Below are 14,418 nucleotides of genomic sequence, written 5' to 3'. Positions count from 1 at the left end.
CGGGCGCCGAGCACCTCACCGAACTAGCGGGTCAGGACGGTCACCGAGCGGGCGGGAAGGGTGATCGAGCCGTTGGCGACGGTGGCTTTGTCGGTGGTCAGGGGGTGGTTCTGCCAGTCGCCCGGCACGGAGGTGGACTTGGTGGTCGGGTAAGGGTTGACGATCACCAGGAGGCCGTTCAGGGACGGGTCGGTGTCAGGTCCCGCCGTGTCGTCCAGGAGCGCCGCGACGATGCCCGGCTCGGCGGTCGGGAACGACAGCTTCTGCTGCACGAGCGCCGCGTCGTTCAGGGTGAACAGCGGCGACGACTTGCGGATGCGGAGGAGTTCCAGGGTGTTGTCCACGGCGGCACGCATGTCGGCCGACGAGGGCTTCAAAGAACTGTCGGCCAGCAACGGTGCGGCGAAGGGCCACTTGTCCTCGTTGTCCGCCGCCGGTGGCAGGCCGCGACCGAAGCCGTTGTCCTTCAGGGACGGGTCGTAGCGGTTGAACCAGTCGCCGCTGTCGTAGCTGTTGCGGTCCAACGACTTGGAGCGCAGGAACTCCGCGCCGGCGTGCATGAACGGTTGGCCCTGGCCCAAGAGGACCGGCGCGATGGCCACCTTCTGCATCCGCACGCGGTCGGCCATGGACGTGCCCGCGGGCAGCTTGAACGTCTGCGAGTCGAACAACGTCTCGTTGTCGTGCGCGTCCACGTACGTGATCACGTCGGCCGGTGCGCCGGTGTACCCGGCGGGTGAACCGTTGTACGTCACGTCACGCCCCGAGATCACCCCGCCACCGGTGGACTGGAACCGGTAGGACGCCATGTTGCCCGCCATGCCCAGCTTCACCAGGTCGGTGTAGTTGGCCAGCCGCGCGGTCACGTCGCCGTTGGTCGGGGAGCCGTTCGGGTCGCCCGCGAGCCCGGACGCCAACCCCTGCACGCGCGGGTCGGCGTCGAACGGCCCGCCGCCGCGCACCGCGTCCCGCAGCCGGTCGCTGAACGTGCCGATGCCCGTGCCCGCCATGTTCGCCTGCGTGGCCTGCTCGAACCGGGCGTTGCCGGCGACCTCGCCGAAGTCCCAGCCCTCGCCGTAGATCCGGATCTTGCGCCCGTCCACGCCGTCGCGCTCGACGGTCAACGCGTCCAGCGCCGCGCGCACGGCCAGGATGTTCGCCTTCGGGTGGTGCCCCATCAGGTCGAACCGGAAGCCGTCCACCTTGTACAGCCGGGCCCAGCGCACGACCGAGTCCACGACGAGCTTGCCCATCATGGCGTTCTCGGTCGCGGTGTTGGCGCAGCACGTCGAGTTGGCGACGGCGCCGTCGAGGTCGAGCCGCTGGTAGTACCCCGGCACCACCTTGTCCAGCACGGACGTCGGCGCGTCACCGGCAGCGGCCGTGTGGTTGTAGACCACGTCCACCACCACGCGGTTCCCGTTGTCGTGCAACGACTTCACCATCTCGCGGTACTGCTTGGAGCGCGCCCACCCGGTCTGCGCGTCGTCCGTGGCGTAAGAGCCCTCGGGCACGTCGTAGTGGTACGGGTCGTAGCCCCAGTTGAAGCCGTCCTGGCCGGCGGTGGCCGAGACGCATTCCTGCTGCGCCGACGAGCCCGCGGGCAGCGACGCCAGGTCGCACGCCGGTTGCCGCTGGTCCGAGCGCTTCTCCGGGATCGTGGCGATGTCGAACGTCGGCAGCAGGTGCACGGTGTCCAGCCCCGCCGCCGCCAGTTCACGCAGGTGCGTCATGCCGACCGAGGACGAGTGCGTGAACGCGCGGTACGTGCCGCGGTCGGACTCCGGAACGGTGGTGTCGCCGATCGAGAAGTCCCGGACGTGCAGCTCGGTGATGCCGTGCTCGGTCGGGTCGCCGTCCAGGCCGCGGGCCACGTGCCCGGCCCAGTCGGCGGGCATGGTGCGCGCGTCACCGAGGTCGGCGAACTGCGAGTGCGTCGAGTTCACCGCCAAGGCCACCGAGTACGGGTCGGTCACGGTCACCGTGCGCCCGGCGACGGTCACCTCGAACAGGTAGAACTTGTCCCGCCACGAGCCGGACGCCGACCACGAGCCGGACGCGTCGTCCCGCGCCAGGTCCACCGTCGTCGTCGGGCCGCCGGGTCGGTCGGACACCTGGAGCTTCACCGAGGACGCCGTGGGCGCCCACAACCGCGCGGTCACGCGGTCGCCGTCGAAGGTCGGCCCGTAGGTCAGCGCGGACGCGGCGGCGGCGAACCGGTCGTCCAGCACGCCGGCGATCTGCGCGCCAGTGCGGTGCCGCAGGCCGCCGTTCGAGTCGACGTGCACGGCGGACAGCTTGCCGCGCAACGCCTCGTCCAGCCGTGCGCCGTCACGCACCCGGAACACCGGCTTGCCCCGCAGGTGGGGGAAGCGATCGGGCACGGCGTCCGACGACGGCTCCAGCCGCAGCACCCTGCCGTCGTGCTCCAGCCGGTAGCCGTCGGACGGCACCACCGGCACGTCCCACACGACCAGGTCCTTCGACACCCAGATCGCCTTGGCCTTGGTCAGGTCGTCGTCCACGCCCTCGCCGCCCGACGGCGGCAGCACGTAGGAGATGGACCCGTCCGCCTTGGTGGAGCCGGAGACGTACCAGACCTCGTGGCCGGTGCCCGTGACGTCGAGGAACTGATCCGGTCCCGGGTCCTTCGCGTCACCGCGGTGGATGATGTTGCTCAGCCCGGCCGCACCCGGCTCCAGCGGCACGGACCAGTACACGCCGAACCCGTCGGCCCCGTCCGGCACGCGGGACTGGTTCCAGCCGGGACTCGGCTCCAGCGACCCCGTCCAGTGGTAGAGCGTCCAGTCGGTGTAGTCGCCGTCCGGCCGGTTGTAGTGGATCACCGCGCGGTTCTGGGCGGCCGCCAGGCCGGCGTGCACCTTGTCGCCGTCGACCCACGCACGTCCGGCCGTGCGACCGGTTGCCTCGACCGTGCCGCCGCGGACCACGGAGAACTCCACGGGCGCGGTCGCCGGGACGGTCGCCACTCCCCCGCTGAACGGGTGGTCGGCGCCTCCCGCGCGCACCACGAGCCCTGTGGCGTCACCGGTGTGCGTGATGACGGCTTGGCCGGTCGCGGCGACCTCGCTGGCGTGCACGGCGGTCTGGCCCTGTTCGAGCCACACCTGCGGTGTCGCGCTGGGGTCGATGAACCGGTCGCCGTCGGTGTCCTTCTCGTCACCTCGGTGGGCGATGACGCCGACCGAGCGTGCTCCGGGCTTGAGCTTGACCCAGGCGAACCGGCCGTAGGGCGTCTCACCCGCGAACGGCAGCGGCGCGTCCCACGTCGGCGCGTTCTCGACGTCGCCCCACGCGTGCAGGCCCCACCCGTCGTAGTCGCCGGCCGGGCGGTTGTAGTGCACCACCAGCCAGTCGGACGTCACGGCGGACGGCGGCTCGACGGGCGGCGCGGCGACCAGGCCGATCTTCGCGCCGTCCGCGCCCAATGTGCCCCTGGCGTCCTTGGCGACCACGCGCAGCTCGACGTTCTTGCCCACGGCCGCGCCCGGCAAGCCCGACAGGTCGGCGAACACCCGGTACGGCGCGGCGTCGTCGGTGCCGAGCACCTGCCAGTCGCGCTCGCCCTCGACCCGTGCGGCGAACGTGGCCTGCGCGTACGGCGAGGTGACGCCGTCGGCGCGCAGTTCGACCCGGTCGTCCAGCAGGGTGCCGGTCGCCGGCACGGCCAACGTCGGCGTGGGCGCGGCGGAGGGGATCTTGCCGGTCGAGCGGAGCACCAGGGCGGACAGCGCGGGCACGGTCACGGTGACCTTGCCGTTCGCGGCGTTGACCTGCGAGCCCGCAGCGGGCCAGATCGGGCGGTGGCCCTTGCCGGACGCGGGCACCTCGACGGTCGCGGGCGCGGTGCCGGCGTTGGCCACCACCAGGTGCTCGACCTGCTGGGTGCGGCCCGTGCGGCTGAACGCGATCACGTCGCCCTGGACGAGCCTGAGCTCCTGGTTGCCCTCACGCCACACCGGGTCCCGGTCCACGAAGTTCGCCAGGTCGCGCAGCTGCCGGTACAGCGGGTGGTCGGTGCGGAAGTTGTCCACCGCGCCGGTGCGGTCGCTGCCGACCAGGTCCTCGGTGGCGTACTCGGGCGTCTTCGAGGCGAACATGTCCTGACGGGCCAGCTTGTCGCCGCCGGTGCCCGCGAAACCCTGCTCGTCGCCGTAGTAGACGACCGGGTTGCCGCGCCACAGGTACATCAGGGCGTTGCCGAGTTCGAGCCGGTCCAGCAGCTCGGCCTCGGAGATGCCCGGCCGGCCTTCCCGGACCATCCACGCGATGCGGCCCATGTCGTGGTTGCCGAGGAACGTCGGCAGCGAGGAGGCGTTGGAGTCCGGGTCGGTGTACCGGTCGTCCTCGACGAGCACCTCGCCGAGCCGGGCCGCGCCCTGGCCGGACAGGAACCCGGCGGCGCCGCTCTGGAACGGGAAGTCCAGCGTGGCCTGCATCCGGCCGGTGGTGGTGTAGCGGGAGGTGAGCGCCGGGTTCGCGTCGAACACCTCGCCGAAGACGAAGAAGTCCTTCTTGCCGCGCATCGCCGCGTACTGCTTCACGTGCGGCGCGAGGGCCTGCCAGAACTCCATGTTGACGTGCTTGACCGTGTCGACCCGGTAGCCGTCGATGCCCAGCGTGTCGATCCAGCTGGTGAAGATCCGCTTCATGCCCTTCACGACCGTCGGGTGCTCGGTCATCAGGTCGTCGAGGCCGAAGAAGTCGCCGTACTCGTTCGACTCGCCGCTGAACGTCGAGTCGCCGCGGTTGTGGTAGAGCTGCGGGTCGTTGAGCCAGGCGGGGGTCTTCTCGCCCTTGACCACCGGCGTGTACGGCGCGGTGAGCTTCGGGAACGGCTCCTGGCCCGCGATCTCCGAGATGTCGACCGGGTTGCCCTGCTCGTCCAGGTAGGGCTGCGCGCCGGTGCTGACGTAGTCGTGCTCGCCCTCGGCGTAGTCGATCAGGTCGGCCGTGTGGTTGGCGACGATGTCGAAGAACACCTTGATGCCGCGGCGGTGCGCGTCCTGGATGAGCCGCCGCATGTCGTTGGTCGTGCCGAAGTGCGGGTCGAGCCGGGTGAAGTCGGTGGTCCAGTAGCCGTGGTAACCGGCCGAGATGTCGTTGCCGGAGCCCTGCACCCACCGGTTGGCGAACATCGGCGTCATCCAGATCGCGGTGACGCCCATGTCGTCCAGGTAGTCGATCTTGTCGCGCAGGCCCTTGAGGTCGCCGCCGTGGTAGAAGCCCTTGTCAGCGGGGTCGTAACCGCTCTTGAGGCGGTCGGTCTCGGCCGTGCCGCCGCGGTCGTTGCGCGGGTCGCCGTTGGCGAACCGGTCGGGCATCACGAAGTAGAACCGCTCGCCGGTCAGGTCGGCCCGGAGCGCGTCCTTGGCCAGCGCCCGGTCACCGTCCCGGGCGCCGGGCGCGAGGTCGGTGACGGCGCCGACCGCGAGCCGCTGCCCCACTTCGGGCGCGGCGCCGGTGGGTGGTGGCACGAATGGCACAACGGCCAGGGCGATGAGCGCGGCGACGGCCCGACGCATCGCGACCTCCTTGTCGCAAATTCTTGCAACCCCGCCCCGGCGGAGCGCCGGGACGGGGTGCACGAAACCACGACGATCACGGTCGGACAAGGCCCATACGGCTGCAAGTCCTTGCAGATCCTTGCGCTAGTCCAGCAGCCCGGCCACCTTCCCGCCGAAGCCCTTGGCAGCCCACCCGGCGTCGAGGACGTCGCCGCCCTGGTCGTCACCGACGACGAGGTCTACTGCCTCGCACCGGACCGCTCGGTGGTGTCCGGCTGGAGCGCCCGCACCGAGGAGTGGACCGAACCGGCGGGCCCGGTCGCGGAGATCGCCGCGACCGGGTGAACCCGCGTCACCCCTGGTACAGCCAGATCCAGTTGCCCGACGGGTCCTTCACCGCCGAGTTGCGCGGCATGCCGACCGAGTCGCGCGGGGCGACGACCTCCACGCCGCCCGCCGCGACGGCACGCGCGTGGTAGGCGTCCAGGTCGGGCACGAGCAGGCCGAACGTGCTCGGTCCGAGCCGGTCGGTGTCCGTGCGGTCCTCCAGCAGGTGGACCAGGAAGAACCCGTCCCCGCCGTACTCGCCGAACACGAACGACGAGTAGTCGTCGTCCTCGGCCCGCCTGGTCACCTCGTACCGCAGGCCGAAGGCGGTTTGGTAGAACTCGACGGCCTTGGCCGCGTCGTCCACGGTGATCTTGATTTGAACCGGGCGCACGCCCGTGCCGGGTGTGGACACGGTGATCCCTTCCTCCACGTAGCGGTCTACGTCGCCGAGCCGGGCGGTGAGCACGTCGCGCTGCCGTTCCAGCCGCTTGCGGTGGCCGGTCAGCACCTCGTCCACGTCACCGCCGTCGACCACCCGCCGGATCTCCTCGATCGGCAGGTCCAGGCAGCGCAGCGCCAGGATCAGCCGGGCGCGGCGCACCTGTTCGCGCCGGTAGCGCCGGTAACCCGACACCGGGTCGACGACGTCGGGCGTGAGCAGCCCGACGTCGTCGTAGTGCCGCAGCGCGTGCACGGTCAGCCCGCTGAGGTGGGCGAACCGCCCGATGGTCATCAGCTCGTCCGTCACACCACCACTGTGAGGTCTCGGGTCACCCGAGAGTCAACGGCTGGGGTGAAGAGTCTTGCTCCACAGCGACGCGCCCTTGAGGTCGCGCAGCCACACGGTCAGCTCGCCGTCCCGCGACACCTCGACCTCGCCGAAGTGCTGGAAACCGTCCAACGGGGTGGTGTTCGCGGCCGGTGGGGCGTTCACGAACACCGCTTCCGGGCCGAACGTCGGGTCCAGGGCGTTCGGGCCGAACGCACCGGCGTTCAGCGGACCCGACACGAACTCCCAGAACGGGTCGAAGTCCTGGAACGACGCGCGCTCCGGCGAGTAGTGGTGCGCGGCCGTGTAGTGCACGTCCGCCGTCAGCCACACGGTGTTGCGCACCCGCCGCCGCTTCAGCTCGCCCAGCACCCGCGCCAGCTCGTGCTCACGACCGCCCGGCGCGCCCGGCAGGCCGTTGGCGACGCCCTCGACGTCCGTGCCGTCGGGCACGGTGAGGCCGATCGGCAGGTCGGCCGCGATGATCTTCCAGGTGGCCCGGCTGCGGTCGAGCGAGTCCACCAGCCAGCGGGCCTGCCGCTCGCCCAGGACGACCCCGGCGCCGTCTCGCGGCGAGGTGTTCGCGTCCTTGTACGACCGCATGTCCAGCACGAACACCTCGACGTGCGCGCCGTGGCGGAACTTCCGGTACACCCGGCCGTCCACCGCCTGCCGCGGGTCGATCGGCTGCCACTCGTGGAACGCCCGGAACGCCCGCGCGGCCAGCACGTCCACCCGCTTCTCGGTGTAGGCCGGCGAGGTCAGGATCTCGCCCGGGTACCAGTTGTTGGTCACCTCGTGGTCGTCCCACTGCACGATCATCGGCACCTGCGAGGCGAACGCCCGGTACTGCGGGTCGATCAGGTTGTAGGCGAACTGGCCGCGGTACTCGTCCAGCGTCTCGGCGACCTTCAGCTTCTCCGGGGTGACGAGGTTGCGCCACACCCGCCCGTCGGGCAGCGCCACCTTCTCCTGGAGCGGACCGTCCGCGTACACCGTGTCGCCGCTGTTGATGAAGAAGTCGGGACGGCGGGCGGCCATCGCGCCGAAGATCGGCATGCCGCCCAGGTCCGGGTTGCTGCCCCAGCCCTGGCCGGCCACGTCACCCGACCACACGAACCGCACGTCGTCACGGCCGACCGGCGCGGTGCGGAAGCTGCCCGTGACGGCTTCGCTGCGCGTGCGGCCGTCCAGGTCCTCGGCGACGACGCGGTAGTGCACCTCGCGCCCACCCGGCAGGCCGCGCAACCGCACCCGGCCCGTGCCGCCGGTCTCCGGCGTCAGCAACGGCCCGCGCACGGTCCTCGCGTGCCGGAACGACGGGTCCGACGACACCTGCACCAGCATCCGCGACGGCCGGTCGGCCCGCGTCCACACCAGGCCGCCGTCGAACGTCACGTCACCGGACTGCACGCCGTGCGTGAGGACGGGTCGGTCACCACCCCGCGCCAACGCCACACCGCCGGGCACGAGCGCCGCGGCCGTACCTATCGCACCGGCGCGCAGCAGCGTCCGCCGGTTCACCACACCATCGCTCATGGGCCGGTTTGTAATCGGTGAAGCCTAATTCCGGGTGAACGGGAACCGTCGCTGACGGGTTCAGCGCACGGCGGAGCACCACGACCGGCTCGGATCACACAGACAGGTGAAGCGTGCGACCCAGGACAACCCGAATCGCACCGCCTCGTGCAGCACGGTCGTGCCGTCCGACGGCCAGGTCAGCTCGTGCTCCACGCCCTCGTGCTCGTCGACCGCCCGCAGAACGGCGCGGAGGCACTCGACGATCTCCTGCGGGTTCCCCGGAACGTACGGCGCGCCGCCACCACGTTGCACCCAGGGCTCGACCACGGGGAGCGGGTCCGGCGCGGGGGGCTGTCCGCGCGATTCCCTTCCGGGGCTGCGAGGTCGATCAGCGTCCCCTGGTCGGCGGACTGCTGAAGAGTCGTCATGTGGCACCGTCCTATCGGCGTCGTATTCGCAGAAGTGGTCCAGCGCTGTGCGCCGGAACCCACGCGGCGCAACCTGAGGAGCGACACCGACAAATTCGGCCCTTTATCACTCGACCGGGTTTACGTTCACCTGATCCAGTTTTCAAAGGCTCAAATGACTACTGACCGCAACCAATCTGCCGCACGCACGGTGTCGCCTCGATCGAGCGGGCCACGAGTCGGGCAGCTAACCCTGCTGCTGGCTGGGCAGCCGACCCTCGGCCATGCGCTTGGCCACGTCACGCCGAAGCCACAGGAGGTACACCCAGACCAGGCTGAACACCACGCCGATGCCACCGAGCGCGGTCAGGGCGAACCACGACGCCACCATCACCACGTGGATCGCCGCGATCACGTACACGGCCCACGGGCGCTTGAGCAGCGCGCACGTCCCGATCAGCGCGACGATCAGCCCGAGCACCAGGTACCCGACCCCCGTGCCGACCCCGCCGCTCAGCTTCGCCACCACCGGCAGGGCCAGGGCGACGACGATCACCTCGAGGATCAGCGTGCCCGCCATGATGCCGCGGAAGGACTTCATCGGGTCCTTCTTCGGCGCGGGAACACCCTTGGGCGCCGGTGCGGGAGAGGTCACGAGGGCTCCTTGCCGAACAGCGCACGCGCGTCACCCGCCGTGACGACCGAGCCGGTCACCACGACGCCGCCGCCGGACACGATGTCGCCGTCGTCGCTCTCCTCGGCGAGCCGCACGGCGTCCTCGATCGCGTCGTCGAGGTGCGGCCGGACGACCAACCGGTCGTCGCCGAAGATCGGGATCGCGATACCGGCGAGCAGGTCGGGGTCCATGGCCCGCGGCGAGGAGTTCGCGGTCACGACGAGCTCCTGGACGACCGGTTCGAGCGCGCTGAGGATGCCGACGGCGTCCTTCTCCTGCATCACGCCGACCACGGCGACCAGCTTGCGGAAGCCGAACTCCTCGTCCAGGGCCTTGGCCAGCGCCTCCGCGCCCTGCGGGTTGTGCGCCGCGTCCACCAGCACGGTGGGCGCGGTGCGGACGCGTTCCAGCCGGCCCGGCGAGGTGGCGGTGGCGAACGCCTCGCGCACGGCCTCGACGTCGAGCTGCCGGTCGGGCCCGGCGCCGAAGAACGCCTCCACGGCGGCCAGGGCGAGCGCCGCGTTGGCGGCCTGGTGAGCGCCGTGCAGCGGCAGGAACACCTCGTCGTACACGCCGGCGAGGCCTTGCAACCGCAGCATCTGGCCACCCACCGCGACGTCGCGCTGGATCACGCCGAACTCGTGCCCCAGCCGCGCGATCGTGGCGTCCACCTCGGCGCACCGCCGCAGCAGCACCTGCTCGACGGCGGGGTCCTGCTTGGCCATCACGGCGACCGCGCCCGGCTTGATGATCCCGGCCTTCTCCTCCGCGATCCCGGCCAGGTCACCGCCCAGGTACTCGACGTGGTCGAGCCCGATCGGCGTGATCACCGCGACCCGGCCGTCGGCGATGTTCGTCGCGTCCCACGACCCGCCCATGCCGACCTCGATCACGGCGGCGTCCACGGGCGCGTCGGCGAACGCCGCGAACGCCATGCCGGTGAGCACCTCGAACTTGCTCATCGGCACGTCGCCGCGCGCGTCCACGAGCGACAGGTAGGGCTCGACGTCGCGGTAGATCTCGACGTACCGCTCGGGGCTGATGGGCGCGCCGTCGACGCTGATCCGCTCGGTCGCCAGCTGCAGGTGCGGGCTGGTGTAGCGGCCGGTGCGCAGACCGATCCGGGTGAGCAGGGCGTCGATCATCCGCGACGTGGACGTCTTGCCGTTCGTCCCGCCGACGTGCACCACGGGGTACGTGCCCTGCGGGTCACCGAGGATGTCGGCCAGCGCCCGGATCCGGTCGAGGCTCGGCTCGATCTTGGTCTCGGGCCAGCGGGTGTTCAGCTCCGACTCGACCTGCCGCAGCTCCTCCAGCGCGCCCGTCTCGAACCCGGTCACGAGTTGTCCTGCGGCAGGGTCTCGAGCCGGGCGTGGATGCGGTCGATCTCGGCGTTGGCCGCCGCGAGCCTGGCCTGGATCTTGGCCACGACCTCGGCGGGCGCCTTGTCGAGGAACGCGGCGTTGTTGAGCTTGCCCTCGCACTGGGCGCGTTCCTTCTCGGCGACGCCGAGGTCCTTGGCCAGCCGCTTGCGCTCGGCCACGACGTCGACCGCGCCGGAGAGGTCCAGCTCCACCTTCACCGTGCCGCCGGGCAGGCCGACGTCGAGCGAGGCGCTGACCGAGAAGTCGTCGCCGGGCTCGGTCATCCGGGTCAGCGCCTGGACGGCGGGCACCTGGTCGAGCAGGTCGACGCAGCACGCGCCGCGCACCTTGCCCGCGACCTTCTGGGCGGGCTTGAGGCCCTGGTCGGAGCGGAACCGGCGGATCTCCGTGACCAGCTTCTTCAGGCCTTCGATCCGGGTGGCCGCGACCTCGTCGCGCGCGACGCCGGTCGGCTTGGGCCAGTCCGCGATCACCAGGGACTCGCCGCCGGTCAGCGTGGTCCACAGGGTCTCGGTGATGAACGGCGTCAGCGGGTGCAGCAGCCGCAGCACCACGTCGAGCACGTGCCCGAGCACCGACTGGGTGGCCTCGGCCCGCGCGCCGCCCTCGGCGAGCTGGACCTTGGCCAGCTCCAGGTACCAGTCGCAGAACTCGTCCCAGGTGAAGTGGTAGAGCGCTTCGCTGAGCTTGGCGAACTGGAAGCCCTCGAACTGGCGGTCGACCTCGGTCACGAGCCCGTCGAGCAGGTCGAGGATCCAGCGGTCGGCGTCGGTGAGCTCCTCGCGCGGCGGGAGCGGGCGGTCGACGGTGGCGCCGTTGTTGAGCGCGAACCGGGTGGCGTTCCACAGCTTGGTGGTGAAGTTGCGCGAGCCCGCGGCCCACTCGTCGGCCAGCGCCATGTCCGAGCCGGGGTTGGCGCTGCGCAGCAGCGTGAACCGGGTGGCGTCGGCGCCGTAGGCGTCCATCCAGTCGATGGGGTCGATGCCGTTGCCGCGCGACTTCGACATCTTCTTGCCGTGCTGGTCGCGGATGAGGCCGTGCAGGAACACGTGGTCGAACGGCTGCTTGCCGTCCATCGCGTACAGGCCGAACATCATCATCCGGACGACCCAGAAGAACAGGATGTCGTAGCCGGTCGACAGCACGCTGGTCGGGTAGAACTTGGCCAGGTCGCTGGTGGGCGTGGGCCAGCCGAGCGTGGAGAACGGCCACAGGCCGGACGAGAACCACGTGTCGAGCACGTCCTCGTCCTGCACCCAGCCCTCGCCGGGCGGCTCCTCGTCCGGTCCGACGCACATGACCTTGTCGTTCGGGCCGTACCAGACGGGGATGCGGTGGCCCCACCAGAGCTGGCGCGAGATGCACCAGTCGTTGAGGTTGTCGACCCAGTCGAAGTAGCGCTTGGCCAGCTCCGGCGGGTGGATGGTGGTGCGGCCGTCGCGCACGGCGGCGGAGGCCGCCTCGGCGAGCGGGGCGACCTTGACCCACCACTGCATGGACAGGCGCGGCTCGATCACGGTGTCGCAGCGCGAGCAGTGGCCGACGGAGTGCTTGTAGGGGCGCTTCTCGGCCACGATCCGGCCCTGTTCGCGCAGGGCGGCGACGACGGCGGGGCGTGCCTCGAAGCGGTCCATGTCCTGGAACGGGCCGTGCGCGGTGATCACGCCGCGGCCGTCCATGACGGTGAGCGCGGGCAGGTCGTGGCGCCGGCCGATCTCGAAGTCGTTCGGGTCGTGCGCGGGGGTGACCTTGACCGCGCCGGTGCCGAACGCGGGGTCGACGTGCTCGTCGGCGACGACGGGCACGTAACGGCCGGTCAGCGGCACTTCGACCTCGGTGCCGATGAGGTGCCGGTACCGCTCGTCCTCGGGGTGGACGGCCACGGCGGTGTCGCCGAGCATGGTCTCGGCGCGCGTGGTGGCGACCACGATCGAGTTGTCGCCGGAGCCGTAGCGGATGGAGACGAGCTCGCCGTCGTCCTCGGAGTGGTCGACCTCGATGTCGGAGAGCGCCGTCTGGCAGCGCGGGCACCAGTTGATGATGCGTTCGGCGCGGTAGATCAGACCGTCGTCGTAGAGCTTCTTGAAGATGGTCTGGACGGCGCGCGACAGGCCCTCGTCCATGGTGAAGCGGACGCGGGTCCAGTCGACGCCGTCGCCGAGGCGGCGCATCTGGCCGAGGATCCTGCCGCCGACCTCCTCGCGCCACTCCCAGACGCGTTCGACGAACTTCTCGCGGCCCACGTCGTGGCGGGACTTGCCCTCGCCGGCGAGGGCGCGCTCGACGGCGGTCTGGGTGGCGATGCCCGCGTGGTCGGTGCCGGGCAGCCAGAGCACCTCGTAGCCCTGCATGCGGCGGCGGCGGGTGAGCGCGTCCATGATGCTGTGGTTCAGCGCGTGGCCCATGTGCAGGCTGCCGTTGACGTTCGGCGGCGGCAGCACGATGGTGAACGGCGGCTTGTCGCTGGTCGCGTCGGCCGTGAAGTAGCCGCGCTCGACCCACCGCTCGTACAGCCCGGCCTCTACCTCGGCCGGGTTCCAGGCCGGCGGGAGTTCGGAGCGCTGCGGTGCGGTGGGGGTCTCAGTCACGGTCGAAGTCTACGGAGGCGCGGGTATCGACTTCTAATCAGATACCTGCTAGCGCGCGCCGTGCCCGTCGCGGCGGTCCCGTATCGACTTCTCGGCCGATTGCTGGTAACGCCTTGGGCAGGAGTTGGCGAGCGGGGGGCGACGTGGACGAGTACCGGATCGAGGACCACCCCGACCTGCGGGACGCCGGGTGGGCGCGGGAGGCCGTGAAGCGGGCCGAGCGCGAGGCCAGGGTGCGGCGGCTGAGGTCGTTGCCGCGCCGGCCGCGGCGGCGGTTCTGGGTCGGGTCGGCGATCGCGGTGGCGGCGGTGCTGCTGGCGTGGGCGGTGATCGCGTCGGGGTCGGACCCGGCAGCGGTGCCGGGTGTGCGCCCGGTCGACCTGGACGAACCGTTCGCGGGCACGTCGGCGGCGGCGTGGGAGGACGGCGCGGCCGGGGTGGTGGCGCCGGCGGCGGCGCAGGTCGGCCCGTACTCGGCGGAGCAGGTCGCGGCGGCCTACGAGCGGGTGCGGGAGGCGGTGGTCGCGGCCCGGCTGGATCGCCGGGTGGTGGTCGACCACGACCTGGAGCCGTTCTTCGGGTTGTTCGCGCCCGACCTGCGCGAGTCGTTGCGGGTGTTGTTCGACGGCCGCAACGACGGTGAGGCGGCGTTGATGGTGACGCGGGTGGACAAGGGCGCGCGGTTGGCGGAGGTCGAGCCGAAGGCGCGTGGCGGGATGTCGGCCGAGGTGGGGCCGGAGGGCGAGTTGGTGGTGCGGACGGACTACACGTTCGCCTACGCGTTCGCGCCGGACCGGCCGGAGGCGGTGCGCGGTCCGTCGGACGTGGTGGCGTTGACGCGGTTCCAGGCGCGGTACTCGGTGCGCACGGGCGGTCCCGGTGTGGAGGGGCTGTGGGCGGACGCGTCGCTGGGCTCGATGCACTCGATCGGGTGTTCGAGCGCGAAGCGCGGCTACCTGGCGCCCGCGTTCACGGAGCCGTCGTTGCCGCCCGGCCTGGACTTCGACCTGAGCGCGCCGTCGTCACCGGCCGACGGCTGCCCGGAATGAGGTCACCCGATCGGACGATTCGCGGCACAGTGGCGCCGATCACAATTGATGGTGATCACCGGTATTCGCGCAGGTGAGGACGCCGGATTCACGGGCCGTTCACAACCCCTTGGGGCCCGTGACAGCGGTCCCGCGTCGTCCTGGCGCGACCGGCGGTCGGACGGA

General features: G+C 71.2%; 9 protein-coding genes. 2 read left to right on the top strand and 7 right to left on the bottom strand.

Annotated features, from left to right (window positions below; translation table 11 throughout):
• Window positions 1-23 precede the first annotated feature (23 nt).
• Window positions 24-5,546, bottom strand: a complete 5,523-nt coding sequence (gene pulA / locus AB0H12_RS33380; RefSeq protein WP_499628390.1) for a pullulanase-type alpha-1,6-glucosidase — start codon at window positions 5,544-5,546, stop codon at window positions 24-26.
• Between the two features lie 111 nt (window positions 5,547-5,657).
• Between pulA and AB0H12_RS33375 the strand changes: the two genes are divergently transcribed.
• Window positions 5,658-5,873, top strand: a complete 216-nt coding sequence (locus tag AB0H12_RS33375) for a hypothetical protein (protein ID WP_499628389.1) — start codon at window positions 5,658-5,660, stop codon at window positions 5,871-5,873.
• A gap of 7 nt (window positions 5,874-5,880) precedes the next feature.
• Here the strand turns inward: AB0H12_RS33375 and AB0H12_RS33370 are convergent, their stop codons facing one another.
• The 6 genes from AB0H12_RS33370 to AB0H12_RS33345 all read right to left on the bottom strand — a co-directional run bounded on the left by AB0H12_RS33370 (window position 5,881) and on the right by AB0H12_RS33345 (window position 13,204).
• Complete coding sequence (locus AB0H12_RS33370) at window positions 5,881-6,606, bottom strand: MerR family transcriptional regulator (protein ID WP_499628388.1); 726 nt, start codon at window positions 6,604-6,606, stop codon at window positions 5,881-5,883.
• Between the two features lie 33 nt (window positions 6,607-6,639).
• Window positions 6,640-8,166, bottom strand: a complete 1,527-nt coding sequence (locus tag AB0H12_RS33365) for an alkaline phosphatase D family protein (RefSeq protein WP_499628387.1) — start codon at window positions 8,164-8,166, stop codon at window positions 6,640-6,642.
• Window positions 8,167-8,226: 60 nt separating this feature from the next.
• Window positions 8,227-8,475, bottom strand: coding sequence for a hypothetical protein (locus tag AB0H12_RS33360; protein WP_499628386.1), 249 nt, complete (start codon window positions 8,473-8,475; stop codon window positions 8,227-8,229).
• A 327-nt stretch (window positions 8,476-8,802) separates the two neighbouring features.
• Window positions 8,803-9,210 carry a DUF4233 domain-containing protein gene (locus AB0H12_RS33355; protein ID WP_499628385.1) on the bottom strand — a complete coding sequence of 136 codons (408 nt, stop codon included), beginning with the start codon at window positions 9,208-9,210 and terminating at the stop codon, window positions 8,803-8,805.
• A complete protein-coding gene (folC, locus tag AB0H12_RS33350; RefSeq protein WP_499628384.1) occupies window positions 9,207-10,571 on the bottom strand; it encodes a bifunctional tetrahydrofolate synthase/dihydrofolate synthase in 1,365 nt (454 codons plus the stop codon). Before folC ends, AB0H12_RS33355 begins: the two co-directional genes overlap by 4 nt.
• A complete protein-coding gene (locus AB0H12_RS33345) occupies window positions 10,568-13,204 on the bottom strand; it encodes a valine--tRNA ligase (RefSeq protein WP_499628383.1) in 2,637 nt (878 codons plus the stop codon). The genes folC and AB0H12_RS33345 overlap by 4 nt, the downstream gene beginning before the upstream one ends.
• Window positions 13,205-13,347: 143 nt before the next feature.
• On the opposite strand from AB0H12_RS33345, the gene AB0H12_RS33340 reads away from it, so the two are divergent.
• Window positions 13,348-14,253: a hypothetical protein gene (locus AB0H12_RS33340; RefSeq protein WP_499628382.1), complete on the top strand. Its 906-nt coding sequence runs from the start codon at window positions 13,348-13,350 to the stop codon at window positions 14,251-14,253.
• Window positions 14,254-14,418 lie beyond the last annotated feature (165 nt).

This window comes from Actinosynnema sp. NPDC023794 (genome assembly GCF_040639675.1).
In the GTDB taxonomy this organism is placed as follows: Bacteria; Actinomycetota; Actinomycetes; order Mycobacteriales; family Pseudonocardiaceae; genus Actinosynnema; species Actinosynnema luteola.
This window is presented reverse-complemented; position numbering and strand designations above follow the sequence as displayed.